Here is a 22,151-nt window from a genome sequence, read left to right as displayed (position 1 = left end):
ATGCTGCAACGTCTGCGCCTCGCCGTGCTGGCGACGCTGGTGGCCTGCGGGCCACTGGCGTCGCCCACCTTCGCGCAGGCGCCGGCCGCCTCCGAGCAGGCGCTGAAGGCGGTGCTGTTCTACAAGCTGGCGCTATTCACCTACCGCGAACGAGACGGCAGTGATGCCCCCGTGTTGTGCACCCTCGGTCGCACGCAGCTCGACGAGGCCCTGCGCAGCCTTGTAGACACCCAGGCAGATGGCCTGCCCGGGCGCTTTCGGGCGCTGCGCAGCCCGGGCGAGGCCGGCGACTGCGACTTCATCTTCGTCGGTCGCTCCGAGGCCGATCGCCTCGAGCGGCTGCTCGTCGAGCTGGCGCGGCCGGGCCTGGTGACGGTGTCCGACATTCCCGGCTTCGCGCGTGCGGGCGGGATGGTCGAGCTGGGGGTGAAGGGGCGTCGTGATGGCCTGGCCATCGTCATCAACCGCCGTGCCGCACGCATCGCGGGTGTCGAATTCATGGCGCAGTTGCTGCGGCTCGCGGAGGTGTCCGATGACTAGGCCGGCGACGCCGCGCGGGGCGCGGCGGCTGAGGCTGCCGGCCACGCTGGGCGGGCGACTGCTGCTGCTCGGCTCGCTGTCCCTGGTGGCCGCGGCGAGTCTGGTCTTTGCGCTGATGAGCCTGCAGCAGCAGCGCCTGCTGCGCAGCGAGTGGGCCGCCTCGCTGTCGGCACAGGCCGAGCTGATCGCCACCAACAGCATGGCGGCGGTGTCCTTTGGCGATGCCGCCGAGGCGCACCGACTGCTGTCGGCCTTGTCGAGCAGCCGTTTCGTCCTCGATGGGCGCATCGTGCTGGCCGATGGCAGCGTCTTCGCGCGCCATGCCGACGAGGCGCAGCCAAGGCCCGGGCGCGAGTTCATTCCGGCGATCCGGCCGACGCTGGCCGGCCATGTCTTCAATGAGCACAGCATCACGGTGTGGGCGCCGGTGTTCGAGGGCAGCCGGCCGGTAGCGAGGGTGGAGCTGCTCGCCTCGCTCGAGCAGATCCAGGCGCTGTCGAATCGCGCGCTGCGCGACTCGCTGCTGGTCCTGCTGGGGGTGCTGCTGGTCTCGCTGGCCTTCGGCTGGCTGCTGCTGCGCCGGCTGCTCGCACCGGTGGGCGAGCTGGGCGCGCTGATGCACCGCCTGGCGGCCGACGCCGGCTTGCCCGACCGGGTCAGGCCGCGCGGCGGCGAGGAGATCGCCGCGCTGGGGCGCGGCTTCAACCAGCTCATCGACACCATCCAGGCGCGGGATGCCGAGCTTGCGCAGTACCGCGGCAACCTCGAGCGCCTGGTCGAGGCACGCACGCGCGCGCTGGAGCGTGCGATTGCCGACGCACGCGAGGCCAATCGCACCAAGTCGAGCTTTCTCGCGCGCATGAGCCACGAGATCCGCACGCCGATGAATGCCATCGTCGGGCTCGGTCGCCTGCTGCAGCGCAGCCGCCTGTCGCGACCGCAGCGCGACCAGGTCGACAAGATGCTGGCGTCCTCGGAGAGCCTGCTCGGCATCATCGATGATGTGCTCGATTACTCACGCATCGAGGCCGGCAAGCTGTCGCTCGAGTCGATTCCCTTCGAGGTGGGCGAGGTGTGCCAGCGTGCGCTGGGCGTGGTCGCGCTGCGCGCCGAGGAGAAGGGCGTCGAGCTGCTGTTCCGCTGCGCGGCCGATGTGCCGCGCCGCCTGATCGGTGACCCGTTGCGGCTCGGCCAGGTGCTGATCAATCTGCTCGGCAACGCGATCAAGTTCACCCCCAAGGGCGAGGTCATGCTCGCGCTCGAGCGTTGCCAGGGCGCCCGCGGCGAGGCGATGCTGCGCTTTGCGGTGCGTGACACCGGCATCGGTATTGACGAGCTCTATCGCGGGCGGTTGTTCGAGGCCTTCAGCCAGCTGGACGACTCCGTGACGCGGCGCTTCGGCGGCACCGGTCTGGGTTTGTCGATCTGTGCCCAGCTCGTGCGCATGATGGACGGCTCGATCGAAGTCGACAGCGAGCCGGGAGCGGGAACGGTGTTTCGCGTCCTGCTGCCCCTGGCTTTGGCGGAGGATGCAGCGGCGGTGCCGGCCCGAGCCGTCTCGGCGAGCTATCGGCGCGCACTGGTGGTGGATGACAACGCCACTGCCGCGGCGCTGCTGGTCGAGCTGCTCGAGCGGCTGGGACTTGCCGCGCGCGCCTGCGCAAGCGGCGAGGAGGGGCTGGAGGCGCTGCAGCAGGCGGCGGCCCAGGCGGCCTTCGATCTGGTCCTCGTGGACTGGCAGATGCCCGCCATGGACGGCCTGCAGTTCGCCGCCCGCATCGATGCCCTCGGCCTGCCGGGCGCACGCCCGGCGGTGGTGCTGGCGATCACCGTGGGGGCCTACGAAGCGGTGGCCGAGCGCCTGATCAGGTCGGGCGTCGACTCGGTCCTGGTCAAGCCGGTGACCGAGGCGGCCCTGCTCGAGGCGCTTGCCGAGGCGGCCAATCCCGCCGTCGCCCTTGATGCGCACGGGGCGGGCGCAGGCGGCGCGCCCGATCCGGCGGGCCTGGCGCGGATCCGTGGCGCGCGCGTGCTGATTGTCGACGACCTGCCGCTCAATCGCGAGGTGGTGCGCGAGTTCGTCAGCCTGGCCGGGCTCGAGGTGGTGGAGGCAGCCAATGGGCGCGAGGCCATCGACCGGCTGGCGGCGGGCGACATCGCCCTCGTGCTGATGGACGTGCAGATGCCGGTGCTCGACGGCCTGGCGGCGACGCGGCTGATCCGGGGCGACGCGCGCCACCGCGACCTGCCCATCCTCGCCATGACCGCCCACGCGATGAGCGGCAGCCGCAAGCAGAGCCTGGCGGCCGGCATGAACGATCACCTGACCAAGCCGATCGACCCGCAGCTGCTGTACGCGGCCTTGCTGAAGTGGATTCCCCCGGCCGACTACGCATCCGCCGCCGTGCACGCGGCGGCCGGCAGTGTGCAGCCTGCGCGGCTGCCGCCGCTCGAGGGCATCGACAGCGAGCGCGGCCTGGCCAACCACATGGGGCGACCCGGCCTGTACCGGCGCATCCTCAACGGCTTTCGCGAGCAGTTCGCGCATGCCTCGGCGGATCTCTCTCGCGCGCTCGCGCAGGGCGAGGTGGCGGCCGCCCGGCGGCTCGCGCATTCCCTCAAGTCGGCCGCGGCCACCATCGGCGCGACGGCGCTGTCCGTGCTGGCCCGGCGCGCCGAGTCGGCGCTGCAGGCCGGGCAGCGGCCCGAGCCTGGCGAGCTCGCCGCGCTGGCCGCCGAGCTCGATCGCGTCCTCGGCGCGCTGGCACCGCTGGCGTCCACCGCCGCGCCGCGGCCCGCCGGCGTGGCCGACGACCTCGCCCGCGCGCAGGGGCTGCTGCTGCGGCTGGGGGAGCTGCTCGAGCGTCATGACGCGGCCGCCGAGGGCCTGGTCGGCGAACTCCTCGAATGCCTGCATGACGAGGCCCAGCGCGCCCGCATTGATGTGTTGCGCGAACTCATCGAGGATATCGAGTACGAACGTGCGCTGGTGCAGCTCGATGCGCTGCGCCAGGATCTGGAACGGATGAACTGATGAATCCCGCCTTCACTGTCCTCATCGTCGACGACGAGAAACACAACCGCAGCCTTCTGACTGAACTGCTGGGCGAGGACTACCGCCTGATTCTGGCCAAGAACGGCGAGCAGGCCCTCGAGCGCGCGCGCGCGCACCGCCCCGACCTGATCCTGCTCGACGTGCTGATGCCGGGCATGGACGGCTATGCGGTGCTGCGCCAGCTCAAGCACGACGACGCTACGCGCGACATCCCGGTCATCTTCATCACCGCACTCGACTCCACCATCGACGAGGAGAAGGGGCTCGAACTCGGCGCGGTGGACTACATCACCAAGCCCTTCCATCCACCCATCGTGCGCGTGCGGGTGCGCAACCACCTGCAGTCGGTGCATCAGCGCCGCCTGCTCGAGCAGCTGGCGATGCTCGACAGCCTCACCGGCATTCCCAACCGCCGCCGCTTCAACGAGGTGTTCGAGCTCGAATGGCGGCGCTGCCTGCGCAAGCGCGACGCGGTGTCGCTCGTTGCCATCGACATCGACCACTTCAAGCGCTTCAACGACGACTTCGGCCACACCGAGGGCGACGAGGTGCTGCGCCGCATCGCCGGCACGCTGCAGCGCGCGCTGCGGCGGCCGGCCGACTTCGTGTGCCGCTACGGCGGCGAGGAGTTCGTCATCCTGCTGCCCGGCATCCCGATGGAGGGCGCGCTCGCGCTGGCCGAGTCCGCTCGCTGCGATGTCGAGGCGCAGCGCGTGCCCGCGCCCGGTGGCATGCAGCTGCCGGTCACCGTCAGCATGGGGGGCGCGACCTGCCTGCCGCAGCGCGCCGAGCCCGATCACGCGCTTTTTGCGCGCGCCGACGCGGCGCTGTACGCGGCCAAGCGGGGCGGTCGCAATCGCGTGGTGTGGTCGCCGGCGCCCGCCGCGGGCGAAGCCGCCGCGCCCTTCGCAGCGGCCGCCGGGCGCGACTGAGCGCTGCCGCCTTCAGCGGCGGCGGGCCTCGAGCAGGCCGAGCAGCCGATGCACGGCCTCGTGCGTCGGCACCGCCATCCCCTCGCGCCGGGCAAAGGCGATCAGCACGCCGGTGATCGCCTCGAGTTCGGTGCGCCGGCCCGCCAGCACGTCCTGCAGCATGCTCGCGCGGTTGGCGCCGGTGGCCTCGGCCACCGCATGGACCCGCGCATGGGCGGCGGCTTCGTCCAGCGTCAGCCCCTGCGCGCGCAGCACCGGCCAGGCCTCGGCCACCAGCGCATCGAGCCAGATGCGGTAAGGCGGCGCCAGTAGTTCGCCATTGCGCACGCGGAACAGCGCTGCGAGCGGGTTGATGGCGAGATTGACCAGCAGCTTCGCCAGCCGCGCCGGAACGATGTCGTCGACCACGCGGGCATCGAAGCCGGCCTGCGCCAGCAGCGCCGCCAGCGCTTCGAAGCCGGGCGGCATCAGCACCTCGCCGTCGCCTGAGGGCGTCACCCCGCTGTCGTCACGAAACGCCCCCGCGGTGGTGATGCCCTGCGCCGTCAGCGGCAGCGCGCACTGTGCCCGCAACACCGGCTCGGTCAGCCCGTTCTGCAGCGATAACACGCCCTGCGGCTGCATGCGCGCCGCGGTGCGCGCCGCCTCCGCCGTGTCGCCCGCCTTGACCAGCACGATCACCCACTGCGCCTGCGGCGCCGCTTCGGGCGCCCATGCCTCGGGCATGAAGCGCTCGTCGCCGACACGTACCCCGGCGCGCAGCACCGCAGCGGCGGCGGCGTCACGCGCGACCAGGGCGACACGCGTGGTGCGCGCCAGCCGCGCCGCGAAGCTGAGGCCGAGCGCGCCGGCACCGATGAGGGCAATGGGATAGCGGGCAGGGGCGGGCGGAGTCGGGGTCATCGAGGGCTCGAAGGGCGGTGGGTGGCCGCGGCGCCTGCGCGATGGCGGCCTGGCGTCGGCGCGTGCGCGATTCTAGCCGCGCGGCGGCCGCGCTGTTCCGAAGTTTCGTTTCGGATCAGGGGCGGGCAACGCCCCGGTGGAACATCTGGAGCAGGGCCGCAGCCCGCCGCCGACCCGCATCCCCATGTCTGGCGCGCCCTGCAGCGTGATGGCACAGCGATTGCACAAGGCCGCCCCAGGCCGGCGCTTCGCCCCGGCTCTGCAGTGCAAACGACAAGACGACCATCCACGAGGAGGAAACAATGGACAACACGACGATGCGAAAGGGATCCCGGGCAGCGCAGGGCAGGCGGCTCGGCCTGCTGGCCGGGGCGCTGCTGGCGCTCGGCATGGGACCGGCCCATGCGGTGAGCTTCACGCAGGGGGATGCCACGCTCGACATCAACGGCACCATCAACGGCTTCTACTCCCACCGCAGCGCGGAATCGGGCGGGGTCAAGACGAACAACTCGGCGCTCACCAACGGCCTGCTGCCGGGCTGGATCAACTTCGTGTTCACCACCAAGGTGGACGGCCTCGACATCAAGGCCCATGTCGGCTTCGCCCCCGGCATCAACGACAAGTCCGACGTCGTTGGCCTGCCCAGCGATCCGGGCTGCGGCGGCGCCACCGGCTGTGACAGCCCCTTCACCCAGATCGACACCCGCAACCTGTACTTCCAGTTCGGCAACCAGGAGTGGGGCACGGTCAAGTTCGGCCGCGACATCGGCCTGTTCGGGCAGAAGATCATCCTGTCCGACATGACGCTGCTCGGCCTCGGCGGCAACAGCTACGCCTCCACCCCCTTCAACACCACCTTCGGCATGATCGGCCACGGCTACATGTACACCGGCTTCCAGCCGCAGATCACCTACACCACGCCGACGATGGGCGGGCTGTCGGCCTCATTCGGCATCTTCGACCCGAACAAGTTCGCCGGCGACGAGACCAAGGATCCCGGCATCCAGGCGATGGCCAACTACGACTGGGAGGCCGGCACGGCCAAGGGTTCGCTGTGGGCGGGGGCGATCCACCAGCGCACCAGCGGCGCCGGCAGCTTCAACGCCGGTGGTTTCGAGCTCGGCGCCAAGATCGGCATCGGCGCCTTCGAGGCGGTGGCCTACGGCTTCGACGCCAGCGGCCTGGGCCTGTCCACGGTGGGGGCGCTGTTCTTCTCGCCCTTTGCCAAGAACGATGGCCGGGGCTACTTCCTGCAGGGCACCTACACAGTGGGGAAGACCAAGTTCGGCCTCAACTTCGGCGAGAACCGCGACCGCGGCGGCCTGCTGACCGATACCAACACCTTCCGCTCGGCCACCGTCGGCGTCTATCACAGCCTGAACAAGTACATCACCCTGGTCGGCGAGTACAACCAGGAGAAAGGCGAGGGCAGCGACCTGTTCCCCGGCGACCTGAAGACGCGGACGATTTCCGTCGGCGGCATCCTGTTCTTCTGAGGGCGCGCCCGGGGTGCTCCATAAACCCTGGACAAATGGAGCAGGTGGAGCAGCCCGGGCAATGCTCCAGCCGATTTTCTGAACGAGCACAAGCCCAAGGGGCCACGCAAGTGACTGAACTGCAAGAGATCGAGTTGCTGGCACGGGCCCTGCTGAACGAATCCCGTGGCAACTTGCCCGCACACCGTAAAGATCGAGGAGACGACACCATGCTGTATGCACTGCCCGGCCAGGCCGATGCCAAGGTCCAGTTCAAGACCCGCTACGATAACTTCATCGGCGGCCAGTGGGTGGCCCCGCTCAAGGGCCAGTATTTCGACGTGATCACGCCGATCACCGGCTGCAAGTACACCCAGGCCGCACGCTCCACCGCCGAGGACATCGAGCTCGCGCTGGACGCCGCGCATGCCGCCTTCCCCAAGTGGGGCAAGGCCGACGCCACCACCCGCTCCAATGTCCTGCTCAAGATCGCCGACCGCCTCGAGGCCAACCTCGAGCTGCTCGCCTACGCCGAGACCGTCGATAACGGCAAGCCGATCCGCGAGACACTCAACGCCGACATCCCGCTCGCGGTCGACCACTTCCGCTACTTCGCCGGCTGCCTGCGCTCGCAGGAAGGCGGCATCTCGGAGATCGACGAGAACACCATGGCCTACCACATCCACGAGCCGCTGGGCGTGGTCGGCCAGATCATCCCGTGGAACTTCCCCATCCTGATGGCGGCGTGGAAGCTGGCGCCGGCGCTGGGCGCGGGCAACTGCGTGGTGCTCAAGCCGGCCGAGTCGACGCCGATCTCGATCCTGGTGCTGATGGAGCTGATCGCCGACCTGCTGCCACCGGGCGTGCTCAACATCGTCAACGGCTACGGTCGCGAGGCCGGCATGCCGCTCGCGACCAGCAAGCGCATCGCCAAGATCGCCTTTACCGGCTCGACCTCCACCGGGCGCGTGATCGCCCAGGCCGCTGCCAACAACCTGATTCCCGCCACGCTGGAACTGGGCGGCAAGTCGCCCAACATCTTCTTCGCCGACGTCATGGACAAGGATGACGCCTTCCTCGACAAGGCGATCGAGGGCCTGGTGCTGTTCGCCTTCAACCAGGGCGAGGTGTGCACCTGCCCGAGCCGCGCGCTGATCCAGGAGTCCATCTACGACCGCTTCATGGAGCGGGCGCTCAAGCGCGTCGCCGCGATCAAGCAGGGCAGCCCGCTCGACACCGACACCATGATGGGCGCGCAGGCCTCGGCCGAGCAGATGAGCAAGATCCAGTCCTACCTCGCGCTCGGCCGCGAAGAAGGCGCCGAGGTGCTGATCGGCGGCAACCGCGCCCAGCTCGGCGGCGATCTGGCCGACGGCTACTACATCCAGCCGACGCTGTTCAAGGGCCACAACAAGATGCGCATCTTCCAGGAGGAGATCTTCGGGCCGGTGCTCGCGGTGACCACCTTCAAGGACGAGGCCGAGGCCCTGGCGATCGCCAACGACACCCTGTACGGCCTGGGCGCCGGCGTGTGGAGCCGCAACGGCAACGTCGCCTACCGCATGGGCCGCGCCATCCAGGCCGGTCGCGTGTGGACCAACTGCTACCACGCCTACCCGGCGCACGCGGCCTTTGGCGGCTACAAGGAGTCGGGCATTGGCCGCGAGACGCACAAGGTCATGCTCGACCACTACCAGCAGACCAAGAACCTGCTGGTGAGCTACAGCGAGAACAAGCTCGGCTTCTTCTGATCGGCACCCTGTTTCTCCCTCTGCCCGTAGTTGGGTAACTTGCCGGGGGCGGGCGACCGCCCCCGTTTTTTTCTGCTCTACAGAGGAGACGAGCATGGTCGAACGCGTGATCGCCACGGCGGCCACCCTGGCGCTGATCGCGCAACTCAAGGCCGAGTATGGTCCGACGCTGATGTTCCACCAGTCCGGAGGCTGCTGCGACAACAGCGCCGCCAACTGCTACCTGCCCACGGATCTGACCATCGGCCCCTACGATGTGCACCTCGGCGACATTGGCGGCGTGCCCTTCTACATCAGCGCCTCGCAGTACGAATACTGGAAGCACACGCAGCTGATCATCGACGTGGTCGACGGCCACGGCGGCACCTTTTCGCTCGAGGGCAACACCGGCAAGGCCTTCCATACCCGGTCTCGGCTCTTCACCGACGACGAGTTCGCCGAGATCGAAGCGGAGGACCGCAGGCTCGGGCGGTGACGACAGCTTGGCGAACAGGATAGGTAGTGGATGCGGGCACCTTTCTTGCTCTGAATCTCTCCTGAAGCCGGATGCGCCATGGTGGCGCAACTCGGCGCCGAGGATCATCGATGGGGCAGGCGGCGGGCGTGATGCGCGCGCCGCGAGTACCCGTCGGCATGGGGAGACAGGAAGATGGGGCAGATTCACGCGCGTGCCACGCAAGGTGGTGAGCTCGAGTCCTTGCGGCGGCGATACCTGGAGCGCGGCGACGTACCCGAGGGTGGGCTTTCGGCTCCGGTGCTGCGTTCCTGGGAGCGCTGCCAGCGCCTCGGCCTGGAGATTGGCGAACGCGGCCGGCCCGCCAACACGACGCGTGCCGACCTGATGCTCGCACGTGAGCGCAACGCCACCCTGCTCAACCACGCGGGCGGCGTGATGGAGCACCTGTACGAACAGATCCGCGCCTCGGGCAGCATGGTGCTGCTTGCCGACGCGAGCGGGCTGATCCTGCACGGTGTCGGCGATCCATCCTTCGTTGACCGTGCGAGCCGTGTCGCCCTGCAGCCGGGCGCGAGCTGGAGCGAATGCCAGCGCGGCACCAATGCCATCGGCGCCACCCTGATCGAACGCGCACCGGTCGAGATCTTCGGCGCCGAGCATTACCTCGAATGCAACGGTGTGCTCACCTGCAGTGCTGCGCCCATCTTCGATACGAAGGGCGTCTTGCTGGGCGCGCTCGACATCTCCAGCGACCACCGCAAGCCCCAGCCCCATACCCTGGGCCTCGCCCGCATGGGGGTGCGGCTGGTCGAGCGCCGCATGTTCGAGAGCGAGCATGCGCGTTACGCCCTGTTTTCCTTTCATGACCGCCCCGAGGGCGTCGGCGGCCTGCAGGAGGGGCTGCTTGCAGTGGATGCCGACGGTGAGATCGTGGCGGCGGACTGCCAGGCGTGCATGCTGCTCGGCATCGAGGGTCGCCGCATCGGGCGCCTGGGGGCTTTCGGCAACCTGTTCCGCAGCGGTTTCGGGACCGTCATCAGCAGGGCGGGGCGTGATCCGGCCGCGCTGATGGAACTCGAGCTGCGCGACGGCGCGCGTGTGTACGCGCGGGTCCGTGTCAGCCCGGCCTGGAATTCGAACGCCCAGGCCGGGCCGAGCGGCCGCGTGCGGCTGGCGCAGGGGCAGGATCCGTCGCGTTCGGCGCGCCAGCGCATCACGCTCGAAACCCTGGCCACGGGCGATGCGGGCCTGCAATTCACGCTCGACCGCTGCGCCAAGGTGATCGGGCGCAAGATCCCGGTGCTGATCCAGGGCGAGTCGGGCTCGGGCAAGGAACTGCTCGCGCGCGCCTGCCACAACAGCGGGCCCCGTGCGGACGGCCCCTTCGTCGCGGTGAACTGCGCGGCGATTCCCGAACACCTGATCGAATCCGAGCTCTTCGGTTACGTCGGCGGCGCCTTTACCGGCGCGCGCAAGGAGGGCGCCGTCGGCCGAATCCAGCAGGCCGACGGCGGCACGCTCTTCCTCGACGAGATCGGCGACATGCCGCTGGCCATGCAGGCCCGGCTGCTGCGGGTGCTGCAGGAGCGCTGCGTGCAGCCGGTGGGCGGGGGCGAGCCGGTCGCGGTCGACATTGCGCTGCTGTGCGCCACCCACCGCAACCTGGGCGACCTGGTCAAGGCGGGGCTGTTCCGTGAGGATCTCTACTACCGCGTCAACGGCCTCACGGCGTCCCTGCCGCCGCTGCGCGAGCGCACCGACCTGCGCCAGCTCGTGCGCCGCCTGATCGACGACAGCCGCAACCGTCCGGATGCGCGCGCCATCGCCGTCGACGCCACGGCGCTGCGCCTGCTCGAATCCTATGCCTGGCCGGGCAATATCCGTCAGCTGCAGAACGTCCTCGAGGTGGCGCTCGCGCTGCTCGATGCGCACGAGGACCGCATCCTGCCCGAGCACCTGCCCGAGGAGCTCCAGTGCGCGTCGCCCCTCACGCGCGCGGCGGCGGCCCCTGCTTCAGTGGCGACGCCGCCGGCCGCATCCCGCGCACCGCTGCGCGGCCGCCGCCCCAAGGACATCGACGACGCCACCATCCGCGAGGTGCTCGAGCGCTTCGACGGCAATCTCTCCGCCGCGGCGCGCCACCTGGGCGTGGCGCGCAACACCTTGTACCGGCGCATGGGCTGCGATTTCTGAACGCCTGCGCGCGGTCACGCTGGCAGGGCCATGGAAGGGCGCAGGCTCAGAAACGATAGCTTGCGCTCGCGCCGGCGAACCAGCTGCGCTCGGGGCCGGGCTCGTAGTAGCGGCCATTGCCGTCACCCACGATGACCGAGCCGATGTGCTTGCGGTCGAACAGGTTGTCGACGCGCAGCAGTTGCGCCAGCGTCCATGGGCCATGCTTCTGCTCGGCGGACAGGCGCAGGTTGAACAGCGTGTAGCCGGGTGCCGGGCGGTCGTCGTTGAGATCGTTGACGTACACCTTGCTTCGATACAGCGCCTCGCCCGCCACCGTGAGGTCGGCGATCGGCTTCCAGGCGAGTTCCGCATACGCGGCGAACTGCGGCACGCCGGGGATGCGATTGCCCGCAGGCACGGTCGCGCCGCGGCTGACGAAGGCCTCGTCGTACTCGGCCTTCAGCCAGGTCAGCGAGGCACGTCCGGTCAGGCTGGCACTGAACTCGGACTCTGCGGCGAGCTCGATGCCTTCGCGCAGCGTGCGGCCCGCGTTCTGGTAGCTGGTACGCCCGCCGCTTGATTCGGCAACGACGATCTCGTCCTTCGTTTCGATGCGGAAAACTGCCGCATTGACGCGGGTCGTGTCGCCGACGAAGGCCTTCAGGCCCAGTTCGGCCTGTTTGCTGGTGGAGGGTTTCAGGCCGAAGTTGAAGCCGGTCGATGGCGTTGCGTAGGAGAGTTCGTTCAGCGTCGGCGTCTCGAAGCCTTCGCCGTAGCTCGCATAGGCATTGAGCACCGGGCTGATCGCATACACGACGCCGAGCGCAGGCGTGGTTTCGGTATACCGCGCGCTGCCACTGTCGTCGCCATTCGTGGCGACGATGTAACGATCATCGACCTTGAACGCCACGCGGGAGTGGCGGATGCCCGCTGACCATTGCCACGGCCCCTGCTTCCACAGCGCCTGGAGGTAGGGGTCGGTGCTGGTGATGGTGTCGATCTCGTTGCGGCGCAGATTGCCCTTGACGCCCAGGGTCGTGCCGACGAAGTTCTCGTAGCCGCGGCGATCGTCTTCCGAGCGGTCGTAGTCGAGGCCGACGGTCACGGTCAGCTCGCCGTCGCCGAAGCTGCGCTGGGCGATCCAGCGCGCCCCCAGGCCGTAGAAGTCGCGGTCGAAGTCGACCACGCCGCCGGCGTGACGCGCGTTGCCCTGCGGCCCGGTGGGAATCGACTGGTACTGGGTGACGCTGCGCCGCCCGCTGTAGGCGGACACCTGCAGCCTGTCCTCGCCCAGGCGGCGCTCGTAGGTCGCGCCGCCCTGCAGGTGGTGGATGCTCTTGCGCGTGTTGAACTGCTTCGCGACGTCCTCGACGGCGCGCGGATCGCGTTGATAGGTCTCCCACCTCACCCCCAGCGGATCCAGCGTGTCGGGCTGGCGCAGGCCGTTGGCGACCAGGGTCAGCGTGCTGTCCTCGTCCGGACGGAAGGTGAGCTTGGCGAAGCCCTGGTCGCGGCGGGTCTTGCTGTGGTCGCGGTAGCCGTCGGTGTCGAAGCGCGAGGCGTCGACGACGAAGCCGACGCCGGACTGCTCGCCCTCGAGGCCGACGCCAAACTTGCTCGTCCCCCAGGCGCCGAACAGCGCGTTGGCGCGCAGCCGCGGCGCGCCCTCGCCGTTGCGCGAGAAGAGCTGGATCACGCCGCCGGCGTGGTTGCCATACACGGTGGAGAAGGGCCCGCGCATGACCTCGATGCGCTCGGCGGTGTCGAGGTTGAAGGTGGCGGCCTGGCCCTGGCCGTCGGGGTTGGTGGCGGGGATGCCGTCGGCAATGAGCTTGACGCCGCGCACGCCGAAGGCGGCGCGGGCGCCGAAGCCTCGCACCGAGATCTGCAGGTCCTGGGCGTAGTTCTGGCGGTTCTGGATCACCAGGCCGGGCACGCCGGCGAGCGCCTCGGAGGCATTGACGCCGAGGTTGCCCGCCTGGTTGGCGCGCATGTCCACCGAATCGACCGAGTAGGGCAGGTCGAAGCTCTCGGTCGCGACCGGGCTGCCGGTCACCACCACCGGGTTGAGCACCACGGCACTCGGGCTCGCCGTGGCGCCATCCTGCGCGCCGGCAAGACAGGCGAAGCCGGCCAGCGCGCCCGGAACGCCGAGGCGGATCAGCTGTGCGAGCGTCTTCGTGCGCGGCTGCGCGCGGCCGGCGGTACGGGGAGCGGGGGCGACGGGGACGGCGCAATGCTTGGGTTTCACGGTCGGACTCCTCGGCGGGGCAGGGCTGGCCGGGCATTGTCGCCGATGGCCCCTTGTCGCCGCCTCAACGCAGGGCCGAGCGCCGCCTACAGAAAATCATGAGACCGTCGGCGCGGGCCGCATTCAGCGCGCTTCGGCGCGGCGGCGAGGGTTCAGCCTGCCGCCCAGGTGTCGAAATCGCCATGCTCGGCGAAGTGCGCCAGGGCCCCGATCAGCGCGCGGGCCATCGCCGGCTCGAAAGGGCTGTGGCCGGCCTTGTCGACCAGCAGCAAGCGGCTGCCGGTCAGCGCCGCGTGCAGGCGCAGCGCATTGCGCGCGCGGCACACCAGGTCTAGCCGGCCGTGGAGCAGGGCGGTGGGAAGGCCGGCCATGCGCTGCGCCGCCTCGAGCACGCCGTCCTCGTCGACAAAGCAGCGGTGGGCGAGGTATTGCGCCTGCACGCGGTACTTGTCGATCAGCGCCGCCAGCGCCTCGGCGTCGCGCGCGGGCGGTGGCGGCGCCGGCCGCGCGGGTGCGATCACCGCGTCTTCCCACGCCGCCCAGGCTTGCGCCGCCTGGGCGGCAACGCGCGCGTCGGTGCCGCCGAGCGCGGCGCACAGCGCGGCGAGCGCGCGGCCCTCTGCGGCTTGCGGCACGGCCGCGCACAGTGCGGCCCAGGCCTCGGCACAGATCGCGCCCGCGCCCTCAGGGCCGAAGAACCAGTCGAGGTCGGCCTGCCCGGTGAGGAAGCTGCCGCGCAGGATGGCGCCCAGGCAGGCCTGCGGGTACGCGCTGCAGTAGGCCACTGCGAGTGCCGCGCCCCATGAGCCGCCGAACACCAGCCAGCGCTCGATGCCCAGGTGACGGCGCAGGCGCTCGATGTCCTCGACCAGCTCGCGCGTGGTGTTGGCGTGGCAGGCGCCGCGCGGCGTGCTGCGCCCGCAGCCGCGCTGGTCGAACAGCACGACGTGAAAGCGCGCGGGATCGAAGAGCTGGCGCTGGCGGGCATTGCAGCCACTGCCGGGCCCGCCGTGCAGGAACAGCACCGGCAGGCCGTCCGGGTTGCCGCAGCGCTCGAAGTAAAGGCGGTGGCCGTCACCGACGTCGAGCAGGCCGTGCGCGAGGGGCGGCGCGGGCGGGAAGAGGGGGGAGGGGGGGAAGGGGGTGGCGTCGGGCGGCATGGCGTGGGGAGGCGGCTTGGGTGAGAGCGGGTCCGGGATACGGTCGGGCTGGGGCTGATTCACAGGTTCTCAGCCACCGACGGCTGCCTCGGCCCTGGGAAGGAGCAGGCCAACCGTTGCAATCCGCGGTCCGATCATCTCGCACACCCTGAGCCTCGTCCCATCGAGCACAAGGCCTTCATCGACGGCCGGATCCTGCTTGAGGCGCTCGCGGATGACGCGCTCGAGGCTGTCCCCGTCGGCAGCCGGCAGATGAATGCCGTAGGAGTTGCGCACGTCTTCGACCCTGGTGCTGCCCTTGAGTCGGAGCTCGAGGTCGGGCAGGGGGTCGGTGGCGACCTGCCCTGCCTGCGAGAAGGTGCGATCGACGAAGGGCCGGGTGTCCGGGCGAAGCACCGCAAACAGGTGGTCGTTGGCGCGCAGCGCCGTCGAGCCGCGCGGGGGAATGACGTCCTTGGCGCGCGTGATCATGGCGATCACCGTGCTTTCTGGCAGTGCCAGCTCAGAGAGTCGCCTGCCCACGGCACGCGAGTCGGCCGCCAGCGTGTACTCGACGATGTCCGCGTTGACGGTGTCGAGCGAGGTGATCTCCAGCGTCGCCGCGGGCTTGGCCGGGGGCGCTTCGGCGAGGCCGAGCCGCCGCGCGACGTGGGCCAGGGTGCCACCCTGCACGGTGGCGGAAATGAGCACGACGAAGAAGACCACGTTGAAGATCAGCGGCGCAGCCGGAACCCCGAAGATCAAGGGGAAGATCGCCAGCACGATGGGCACCGAGCCACGCAGGCCGACCCACGACACCAGTGCGATCTCCTTCCGCTCGAAGCCGAAGGGCTGCATCATGGGCCACACCGCGAGCGGGCGCGCGAGAAAGATGAGGACGAAGGCAATCAGCAGCCCCTCCAACCATACTTCGAGCAGGCCCTTGGGATCGATGAGCAGGCCCAGCACGACGAACATCGTGATCTGGCTGAGCCAGGCCAGACCGTCGTGAAACAGGAAGACGCCGCGCTGAAACACGAAGCGGCTGTTGCCCACCACGACGCCTGCGACGAAGATCGCGAGAAAACCGCTTCCGCCCAGGTTTGCCGCCAGGCCGAAGGCCAGCAGGCCGCATGCGGTGACCAGCACCGGATACATGCCCGACGCCTGCAGGTGGATGCGGTTGATGATCGCGACCGCCGTCCAGCCCACCCCGAGCCCAATCGCCGCCCCGATGCCCATCTGTTGCACGAACAGCGTCAGCAACCCGAGGCCGAACGGAACATCGTGCACCAGTACTTCCAGCAGACCGACGGTGAGGAAGATCGCCATCGGGTCGTTCGATGCGCTTTCGACCTCCAGCGTGGACTTGAGGCGCTTGCGGATGTGGATGCCCGCATTGCGCAGCTGGGCAAACACGGCGGCGGCATCGGTCGAGCCGACGATGGCACCGATCAGAAGCCCCTCGAGCAGGGATAGACCCAGAATCCACGCGGCGGCTACGCCGGTGATGAGTGCCGTCACCAGCACCCCCAGCGTCGCCAGCAGGGCGGCAGGCTTCCACACCGACCTGATCGATGACAACGGCGTCTGCAGGCCGCCGTCGTACAGGATCAGGGCCAGGGCCACGGTGCCGAGCGCGTGCGCGGCACCCGGACTGTCGAAGGCGATGCCGCCGATGCCGCGCTCGCCGGCAAGCATGCCGACGATCAGGAAGAGCACCAGTACCGGCAGGCCCAGCCTGGCCGAGGCCTTGCTGGAAATGACGCCGACGAGGATCAGCACGGCAGCGAGAAGGAGGATCTGGTCGATCAAGAACATAGGGAAAGAGGCCGTCGATGAAATCGGTGGAGCGTGGGGCGAGGTCTTCGGATCGGACATGCGCGATCAGCATTGCCGTTGCCGCAGCATCCCAGCGGCAACGGCTTCCTGTCGTCGAGATCACTTTGTATAGTCCCGGCGTGAAGAAGTCGACTGGAGCGGACTGCATGAACTCGGCGATCGGCATGAGCGGAGCACCCAAGAAGATCCTCCTCGCAACGGATCTCAGCCCACGCTGCGACAGGGCGCTGGACCGCGCGCTGGTGCTTACCGCCGAGTGGGAGTCGGAACTGGTCGTGCTGCATGCGCTTGAAGCGTTCGAGGGCAGCGGCCTGGCAGAGGCCAACCTGCCATCCTGGCGACGGCCTCCCGATCCGGTCAGCCTGGTGCGAAAGCAGCTGCGTGCCGACGTGGGCAGCACGGTGGGCAAGGTCACGGTACGCATCGAACAGGGCGACCCCCTCGACGCCATTGCACGCGTGGCGGAAGACGAGCACTGTGAGTTGATCGTCGTCGGTACAGCGCGAAACGAATTGCTCGGACGTTTCAAGCTGGGTCGGACGGTCGATCGACTGCTTCGCCGTGTGCAGATTCCAGTCCTGGTCGTCAAGAATCGGGCGCGGGGTCCCTACCGTCAGATCGTCGTCGCCACCGATTTCTCCGACGCCTCGCGTCACGCCCTGGATGCGGCGGCGCGATTCTTTCCCGAGCAGAAGCTGCTGGTTTTCCATGGCGACGTTCCTTCTGCGCACGGCAACCTGACTGATTCACCTGCGTTCCGCCATGAGCATCAAGAGGCCATCAGGAGTCGGTACGCGGCTTTTCGGAAAGCATTGGACAGGCGGCCCGGTTGGCAGGAACCACAAGTGCTGATCGAGGACGGTCCGCCGGTCAGGCTCCTGCGCGATCTCGTGCGTGCACAGGAGGTGGACTTGATCGTTCTCGGCAGCCAAGGACGCAGCATGCTCCACGAGCTGCTCATCGGCAGCGTTGCGAAAGCCATGCTGGAAGACATTCCCTGCGATGCCTTGCTCGTCCGCGCGCCACAAACGGGCGCTGACGCCTAGGCTCAGGCGGTGTCCGCCCGGCCATCAAGATCAGGCCGGCGCGCCTGCCCGAACGGGCGCGCGTGCTTCAGTTCGGGCTCGTCGATGAAGGACGGTTGCGCTTGGCCAGGTCCGACTCCTCGATCCACTCCTGCCACACCGCCATCAGCACGGCAAGCACGACCGGCCCCAGGAAAAGGTCGACCAGGCCGAATGCGGCCAAGCCACCGAGGACGCCGAACATCACCAGCAGGAAGGGGATCTGTGCTGCCTCGCTGATGACGAGCGGGCGAATGAGGTTGTCCACCCAGCTCACGACCAAGGCGCCACACAGCAGCAGGCCGACGCCGGTCGCCGACTCGATGACGTCGTGCAGCGGCCCCATCCCTTGCACCTCGCCATACTCGTCGATCACGAACACGATGTAGGTGCCCGAGGCGATGGCGAGCACGTTCATCGGGCGTGCCACGAGGCCGGCAATGCCTTCCGGGTTGATCAGGCCGATGCGCTTGGGGACGAGCTCGCCGACCACGATCGAGACATAGGTGATGACCACCACGACGAGGACGGTCGCCGTCATCACCCTCGCATATGTCAGCGCTCGGCGTGACCGAGATCGTGGAAGGCGAGGCCTGAAGGCGCGCTGGTGGCGCCAGCCCTCGGGCATCAAGATTTTCATGAGGCCCGGTTCCGCACTTTCGTGATGCGAATTATTCCGCGTCCAGTCACTCTTATACACACGGCCGGCGAACCGGTCGGCGGTGCCAAGGAGCGGCGCCGATCCCACCCAGAGACGACACAGGAGACGACCATGAAATGGGAAACCCCCGCAGCCAGCGACATGCGCTTCGGCTTTGAAATCACGATGTACATCGCCAACCGCTAAGGCGTGATCCGGGGCGGCGCGGCGCGCGTCCCCGCGCCACGCCGCCCTTTTTGCGTGCCCCTCGCGTGCGTGTCACTGCCGCGCATGCTTCAGGAGAACCGATGAAGATCCGCGTGCTCGGTTCCGCCGCCGGTGGCGGCTTTCCGCAGTGGAACTGCAACTGCCCCAACTGCGACGGTCTGCGCAAGGGACGCATCCGCGCCCAGGCGCGCACCCAGTCGTCGATCGCCGCCAGCGGTGACGACGAGAACTGGGTGCTGTTCAACGCCTCGCCCGACGTGCTGCAACAGATCCGCAGCTTTCCAGCGCTGCAACCGGCGCGCGCGTTGCGCGACACCGGCATCGCGGCGATCGTGCTGATCGACGCCCAGATCGACCACACCACCGGCCTCTACATGCTGCGCGAGCACCGCAAGCCGTGGCTGGTATGGTGCACCGCCTGCGTGCGCGAGGACCTGTCGGTGGGCAACCCGGTGTTCGGCGTGCTCGGCCACTACAGCGGCATCGCCTGGCGCGAGCTGCCGCTGCAGGCGCGCTTTGCCATCGACGGCGCGCCCGGCCTCGGCTTCGAGGCGCTGGCGCTCACCAGCAACGCGCCGCCGTACTCGCCACACCGCGACCGCCCGCAGCCGGGCGACAACATCGGCGTCACGCTCATCGATGCGGCCAGCGGCCAGCGCCTGTTCTACGCCCCCGGCCTGGGCGAGATAGAGCCCCACGTGTGGGCGGCGATGCAGGCCGCCGACTGCGTGCTGGTCGATGGCACCTTGTGGACCGACGACGAGATGATCCGCCTCGGCGCCTCGGCGAAGACCTCGCGCGCCATGGGCCACCTGCCGCAGTCCGGCGCCGGCGGCATGCTCGAGTGGCTGGACAAGCTGCCGGCGACCACACGCAAGGTGCTGATCCACATCAACAACACCAACCCGATCCTCGACGAGGACAGCCGCGAGCGCGCCGTGCTGGCCGACCACGGCATCGAGGTCGCCTTCGACGGCATGGAGATCGCGCTGTGAGCTACATAGACCAGATCAGCATCGAGCACACCGCAGCGCTCGCCGCCCGCGCCGACGCGCTGCCGCCGTGGAGCGCGGCCGAGTTCGAGGCCCTGCTGCGCGAGAAGGGTACGAGCTACCACATCTACCACCCCTTCCACGTGATGATGGCCGAGGGCAAGCTGACCCGGGAGCAGCTCCAGGGCTGGGTGGCGAACCGCTTCTACTACCAGATCTCGATCCCGGTGAAGGACGCCGCCATCCTGTCCAACTGCCCCGAGCGCGCGATCCGCCGCGAGTGGATCCAGCGCATCCTCGACCACGACGGCTTCGAGATCGGCGACGTCAAGGACCCCGGCGGCATCGAGGCCTGGATCCGGCTGGGCGAGGCGACCGGCCTCTCCCGCGACGACGTCACTTCGCTGCGCTTCGTCGCGCCGGCCACGCGCTTCGCGGTCGACGCCTACATCAACTTCGCCCGCCAGCGCCCGTGGCAGGAGGCGGTGGCCTCCAGCCTCACGGAGCTCTTCGCGCCGCACATCCATCAGCAGCGCCTGGACACCTGGCCGACGCACTACCCCTGGGTGGACACCGCCGGCCTGCAGTACTTCCGCAACCGCCTCACCCAGGCGCGGCGCGACGTCGAGCACGGCCTGCGCTTCACGCTCGAGTACTTCAGCCAGAGCCGGGCGATGCAGCAGCGCGCGCTCGACATCCTGCAGTTCAAGCTCGACGTACTGTGGGCGATGGCCGACGCGATCATGCTGAGCCAGTGCGAGGTCGCGATCGTCGGTCCGCGCAAGGGGGCGGCGCGATGAGCGAGACGGCGACGATCGGCCGCGAGGCCACCCCGCGCGTGTCCAGGCGCTTCCGCCTGCAGTGGGAGGAGGCGCAGCAGGCCTGGGTGCTGCTCTACCCGGAAGGCATGGTCAAGCTCAACCAGAGCGCGGGCGAGATCCTGCGCCGCTGCGACGGCGCGCGCAGCGTGGCCGAGGTGGTCGCCGACCTCGAGCAGGCCTTCGTCACCACCGGGCTCGAGGCCGACGTGCTCGCCTTCCTCGAGCTGGCGCGCCGGCAGCAGTGGGTGGAGGTGTGAGGTGAGCATCAATCTGGCGCGCCAATGTCTGCCGCGCCTACAGGGCGGACCCGCCGCCAGTACATTTGCTGCCCGCGCGCTGGCGTTCGCCGGAGGCTGCCAATCATGACTGCACCCATTCCCGTCCAGCCCGGCCCGCCGCTGTGGCTTCTGGCAGAGCTCACCTACCGCTGCCCGCTGCACTGCGTGTTCTGCTACAACCCGGTCGATTTTGCCCACACCCCGGACGAGCTCTCGACCGAGGACTGGCTGCGCGTGCTGCGCGAGGCGCGCGCGGCGGGCAGCGTGCAGTGCGGCTTCTCTGGTGGCGAGCCGCTGCTGCGCGACGACCTCGAGGTGCTGGTTGCCGAGGCCCACCGGCTCGGCTTCTACACCAACCTGCTGACCTCGGGCGTGGGCCTCACCGAGACGCGGGCGCGGGCGCTGAAGGACGCCGGGCTCGCCCACATCCAGCTCTCCTTCCAGGATTCCACCAAGGAGCTCAACGACTTCCTGTCGCACACCCGCACCTTCGAGCTCAAGCAGAAGGTGGCGGCCACGATCAACGACAACGGCTGGCCGATGGTGATGAACTGCGTGATCCATCGCCTCAACATCGACTACATCGACCGCATCATCGACATGGCGGTGGAACTGGGCGCCGAATACCTCGAGCTCGCCAACAGCCAGTACTACTCTTGGGCGATGCTCAACCGCGACCAGCTGCTGCCCTCGCGCGCGCAGATCGAGCGCGCCGAGCGCGTCACCAACGAGCGCCGCCAGCGCTACGGCGACCGCATCCGCATCTTCTTCGTCGTGCCCGACTACCACGAGACCCGCCCGAAGAGGTGCATGAACGGCTGGGGCAATGTCTTCCTCACCGTCACGCCCGACGGCACCGCCTTGCCCTGCCACACCGCGCGCATGCTGCCCGGGCTCGCCTTTCCCAATGTGCGCGACATGGACGTGCGCCGCATCTGGTACGAGTCGGAAGGCTTCAACCGCTACCGCGGCGACGGCTGGATGAAGGAGCCTTGCCGTAGCTGCCCGGAGAAGGAGAAGGACCTCGGCGGCTGCCGCTGCCAGGCCTTCATGCTCACCGGCGATCCGGCGGCGGCCGACCCGGTGTGCGACAAGTCGCCCGCACATCACAAGGTGATCGAGGCGGTCGAGCGCGCCGAGCGTGGCGAGCCGGCGGTGGTGGAGCGGCCGCTGGTGTTCCGCGGGCCGGAGGAGTCGCGCCGGCGCAAGGCGGGATTGCTGCAACCGGGCGGCTGAGGCCTGTCGTCTCAGCTCGCGCCGCGCAGCTTCTGCACGCTCATCACCGCGGCGAGCACGATCGCCCCGGCGACGATGCCGACGCCGGCGCCCGCGCCGATGTTGATCAGCGCGCCGCCCACGCCGCCAAATCCGTCGGCGAAATGTTCCACCGCATGTGCCGCGCTCGGCCAGCCGTGCAGCAGGATGCCGCCGCCGACCATGAACATCGCCGCGGTGCCGACCACCGACAGCGTCTTCATCAGCCAGGGCGCGAAGCCGAGGATGGCGGCGCCGACACGGCGGGTGAAGGCCGAAGCGCTGCGCTGCAGGTGCAGGCCTAGCCCGCATTTCTCACACCCTCACGATTCGCCCCCGGTGGCGCGGCTTTTT

The 22,151-nt window shown here is 69.1% G+C and carries 18 protein-coding genes and 2 pseudogenes; 13 read left to right on the top strand and 7 right to left on the bottom strand.

Annotated features, from left to right (window positions below; genetic code table 11):
• From PLC66_RS14505 to PLC66_RS14495, 3 genes are read left to right on the top strand one after another with little or no spacing between them, the layout of a single operon-like run.
• Complete coding sequence (locus PLC66_RS14505) at positions 1–540, top strand: YfiR family protein (protein WP_324541621.1); 540 nt, start codon at positions 1–3, stop codon at positions 538–540.
• The gene (locus PLC66_RS14500; RefSeq protein ID WP_324541619.1) at positions 533–3,574 is read left to right on the top strand and encodes a hybrid sensor histidine kinase/response regulator; all 3,042 of its coding nucleotides are present in this window, start codon (positions 533–535) and stop codon (positions 3,572–3,574) included. The genes PLC66_RS14505 and PLC66_RS14500 overlap by 8 nt, the downstream gene beginning before the upstream one ends.
• Positions 3,574–4,527, top strand: a complete 954-nt coding sequence (locus tag PLC66_RS14495) for a diguanylate cyclase (protein WP_324541617.1) — start codon at positions 3,574–3,576, stop codon at positions 4,525–4,527. The genes PLC66_RS14500 and PLC66_RS14495 overlap by 1 nt, the downstream gene beginning before the upstream one ends.
• Positions 4,528–4,539: 12 nt before the next feature.
• On the opposite strand, the gene PLC66_RS14490 is transcribed toward PLC66_RS14495, so the two are convergent.
• Positions 4,540–5,430, bottom strand: a complete 891-nt coding sequence (locus PLC66_RS14490) for a ketopantoate reductase family protein (RefSeq protein WP_324541615.1) — start codon at positions 5,428–5,430, stop codon at positions 4,540–4,542.
• Positions 5,431–5,732: 302 nt separating this feature from the next.
• Here PLC66_RS14490 and PLC66_RS14485 point away from each other — a divergent pair, with 302 nt between their 5' ends.
• The 4 genes from PLC66_RS14485 to PLC66_RS14470 all read left to right on the top strand — a co-directional run bounded on the left by PLC66_RS14485 (position 5,733) and on the right by PLC66_RS14470 (position 11,306).
• Positions 5,733–6,926 carry a porin gene (locus tag PLC66_RS14485; protein ID WP_503012218.1) on the top strand — a complete coding sequence of 398 codons (1,194 nt, stop codon included), beginning with the start codon at positions 5,733–5,735 and terminating at the stop codon, positions 6,924–6,926.
• Positions 6,927–7,135: 209 nt separating this feature from the next.
• Entirely contained in the window at positions 7,136–8,656 is a 1,521-nt protein-coding gene (gene adh / locus PLC66_RS14480) for an aldehyde dehydrogenase (protein WP_324541675.1), read from the top strand.
• 94 nt (positions 8,657–8,750) lie between these two features.
• Positions 8,751–9,131 (top strand): DUF779 domain-containing protein, encoded by a 381-nt coding sequence (locus PLC66_RS14475; RefSeq protein WP_324541611.1) that lies wholly within the window; start codon positions 8,751–8,753, stop codon positions 9,129–9,131.
• A gap of 174 nt (positions 9,132–9,305) precedes the next feature.
• The gene (locus tag PLC66_RS14470; protein WP_324541609.1) at positions 9,306–11,306 is read left to right on the top strand and encodes a sigma-54-dependent Fis family transcriptional regulator; all 2,001 of its coding nucleotides are present in this window, start codon (positions 9,306–9,308) and stop codon (positions 11,304–11,306) included.
• 46 nt (positions 11,307–11,352) lie between these two features.
• Here PLC66_RS14470 and PLC66_RS14465 read toward each other — a convergent pair whose 3' ends face one another.
• The 3 genes from PLC66_RS14465 to PLC66_RS14455 all read right to left on the bottom strand — a co-directional run bounded on the left by PLC66_RS14465 (position 11,353) and on the right by PLC66_RS14455 (position 16,499).
• Entirely contained in the window at positions 11,353–13,539 is a 2,187-nt protein-coding gene (locus PLC66_RS14465; RefSeq protein WP_324541607.1) for a TonB-dependent receptor family protein, read from the bottom strand.
• 152 nt (positions 13,540–13,691) lie between these two features.
• Positions 13,692–14,699: a prolyl aminopeptidase gene (gene pip / locus PLC66_RS14460; RefSeq protein WP_324541673.1), complete on the bottom strand. Its 1,008-nt coding sequence runs from the start codon at positions 14,697–14,699 to the stop codon at positions 13,692–13,694.
• 69 nt (positions 14,700–14,768) lie between these two features.
• On the bottom strand, positions 14,769–16,499 hold the full coding sequence (locus PLC66_RS14455) for a potassium/proton antiporter (protein ID WP_324541605.1): 1,731 nt from the start codon (positions 16,497–16,499) through the stop codon (positions 14,769–14,771).
• Between the two features lie 167 nt (positions 16,500–16,666).
• Here PLC66_RS14455 and PLC66_RS14450 point away from each other — a divergent pair, with 167 nt between their 5' ends.
• Entirely contained in the window at positions 16,667–17,566 is a 900-nt protein-coding gene (locus PLC66_RS14450) for a universal stress protein (protein ID WP_324541603.1), read from the top strand.
• A 67-nt stretch (positions 17,567–17,633) separates the two neighbouring features.
• On the opposite strand, the pseudogene PLC66_RS14445 reads toward PLC66_RS14450, so the two are convergent.
• Positions 17,634–17,903: pseudogene (locus PLC66_RS14445) on the bottom strand (AI-2E family transporter); the annotation flags it as partial.
• Positions 17,904–17,966: 63 nt separating this feature from the next.
• Positions 17,967–18,119 (bottom strand): annotated as a pseudogene (locus PLC66_RS14440) (CNNM domain-containing protein); the annotation flags it as partial.
• Between the two features lie 237 nt (positions 18,120–18,356).
• Between PLC66_RS14440 and pqqA the strand changes: the two are divergent.
• The 5 genes from pqqA (at position 18,357) to pqqE (ending at position 21,779) form a co-directional block, all read left to right on the top strand.
• Positions 18,357–18,431 carry a pyrroloquinoline quinone precursor peptide PqqA gene (pqqA, locus tag PLC66_RS14435; protein WP_002927495.1) on the top strand — a complete coding sequence of 25 codons (75 nt, stop codon included), beginning with the start codon at positions 18,357–18,359 and terminating at the stop codon, positions 18,429–18,431.
• Positions 18,432–18,532: 101 nt separating this feature from the next.
• Positions 18,533–19,447: a pyrroloquinoline quinone biosynthesis protein PqqB gene (gene pqqB, locus PLC66_RS14430; RefSeq protein WP_324541601.1), complete on the top strand. Its 915-nt coding sequence runs from the start codon at positions 18,533–18,535 to the stop codon at positions 19,445–19,447.
• Complete coding sequence (pqqC, locus tag PLC66_RS14425; RefSeq protein ID WP_503012217.1) at positions 19,444–20,244, top strand: pyrroloquinoline-quinone synthase PqqC; 801 nt, start codon at positions 19,444–19,446, stop codon at positions 20,242–20,244. Before pqqB ends, pqqC begins: the two co-directional genes overlap by 4 nt.
• A complete protein-coding gene (gene pqqD, locus PLC66_RS14420) occupies positions 20,241–20,522 on the top strand; it encodes a pyrroloquinoline quinone biosynthesis peptide chaperone PqqD (RefSeq protein ID WP_324541599.1) in 282 nt (93 codons plus the stop codon). Before pqqC ends, pqqD begins: the two co-directional genes overlap by 4 nt.
• 105 nt (positions 20,523–20,627) lie before the next feature.
• On the top strand, positions 20,628–21,779 hold the full coding sequence (gene pqqE, locus PLC66_RS14415; RefSeq protein ID WP_324541597.1) for a pyrroloquinoline quinone biosynthesis protein PqqE: 1,152 nt from the start codon (positions 20,628–20,630) through the stop codon (positions 21,777–21,779).
• Between the two features lie 11 nt (positions 21,780–21,790).
• Here pqqE and PLC66_RS14410 read toward each other — a convergent pair whose 3' ends face one another.
• Positions 21,791–22,090 carry a DUF808 family protein gene (locus PLC66_RS14410; RefSeq protein WP_324541666.1) on the bottom strand — a complete coding sequence of 100 codons (300 nt, stop codon included), beginning with the start codon at positions 22,088–22,090 and terminating at the stop codon, positions 21,791–21,793.
• Positions 22,091–22,151: the final 61 nt, after the last annotated feature.

Origin of the sequence: Thauera sp. (assembly GCF_035444905.1) — a bacterium.
Lineage (GTDB): Bacteria > Pseudomonadota > Gammaproteobacteria > Burkholderiales > Rhodocyclaceae > Thauera.
This window is presented reverse-complemented; position numbering and strand designations above follow the sequence as displayed.

Excerpts from the sequence above, each read along its gene's own strand:
- PLC66_RS14505 (WP_324541621.1), top strand. The coding sequence starts at position 1 with ATGCTGCAACGTCTGCGCCTCGCCGTGCTGGCGACGCTGGTGGCCTGC.
- PLC66_RS14500 (WP_324541619.1), top strand. The coding sequence starts at position 533 with ATGACTAGGCCGGCGACGCCGCGCGGGGCGCGGCGGCTGAGGCTGCCG.
- PLC66_RS14495 (WP_324541617.1), top strand. The coding sequence starts at position 3,574 with ATGAATCCCGCCTTCACTGTCCTCATCGTCGACGACGAGAAACACAAC.
- PLC66_RS14490 (WP_324541615.1), bottom strand. The coding sequence starts at position 5,430 with ATGACCCCGACTCCGCCCGCCCCTGCCCGCTATCCCATTGCCCTCATC.
- PLC66_RS14485 (WP_503012218.1), top strand. The coding sequence starts at position 5,733 with ATGGACAACACGACGATGCGAAAGGGATCCCGGGCAGCGCAGGGCAGG.
- adh (WP_324541675.1), top strand. The coding sequence starts at position 7,136 with ATGCTGTATGCACTGCCCGGCCAGGCCGATGCCAAGGTCCAGTTCAAG.
- PLC66_RS14475 (WP_324541611.1), top strand. The coding sequence starts at position 8,751 with ATGGTCGAACGCGTGATCGCCACGGCGGCCACCCTGGCGCTGATCGCG.
- PLC66_RS14470 (WP_324541609.1), top strand. The coding sequence starts at position 9,306 with ATGGGGCAGATTCACGCGCGTGCCACGCAAGGTGGTGAGCTCGAGTCC.
- pip (WP_324541673.1), bottom strand. The coding sequence starts at position 14,699 with ATGCCGCCCGACGCCACCCCCTTCCCCCCCTCCCCCCTCTTCCCGCCC.
- PLC66_RS14455 (WP_324541605.1), bottom strand. The coding sequence starts at position 16,499 with ATGTTCTTGATCGACCAGATCCTCCTTCTCGCTGCCGTGCTGATCCTC.
- PLC66_RS14450 (WP_324541603.1), top strand. The coding sequence starts at position 16,667 with ATGAACTCGGCGATCGGCATGAGCGGAGCACCCAAGAAGATCCTCCTC.
- pqqB (WP_324541601.1), top strand. The coding sequence starts at position 18,533 with ATGAAGATCCGCGTGCTCGGTTCCGCCGCCGGTGGCGGCTTTCCGCAG.
- pqqD (WP_324541599.1), top strand. The coding sequence starts at position 20,241 with ATGAGCGAGACGGCGACGATCGGCCGCGAGGCCACCCCGCGCGTGTCC.
- pqqE (WP_324541597.1), top strand. The coding sequence starts at position 20,628 with ATGACTGCACCCATTCCCGTCCAGCCCGGCCCGCCGCTGTGGCTTCTG.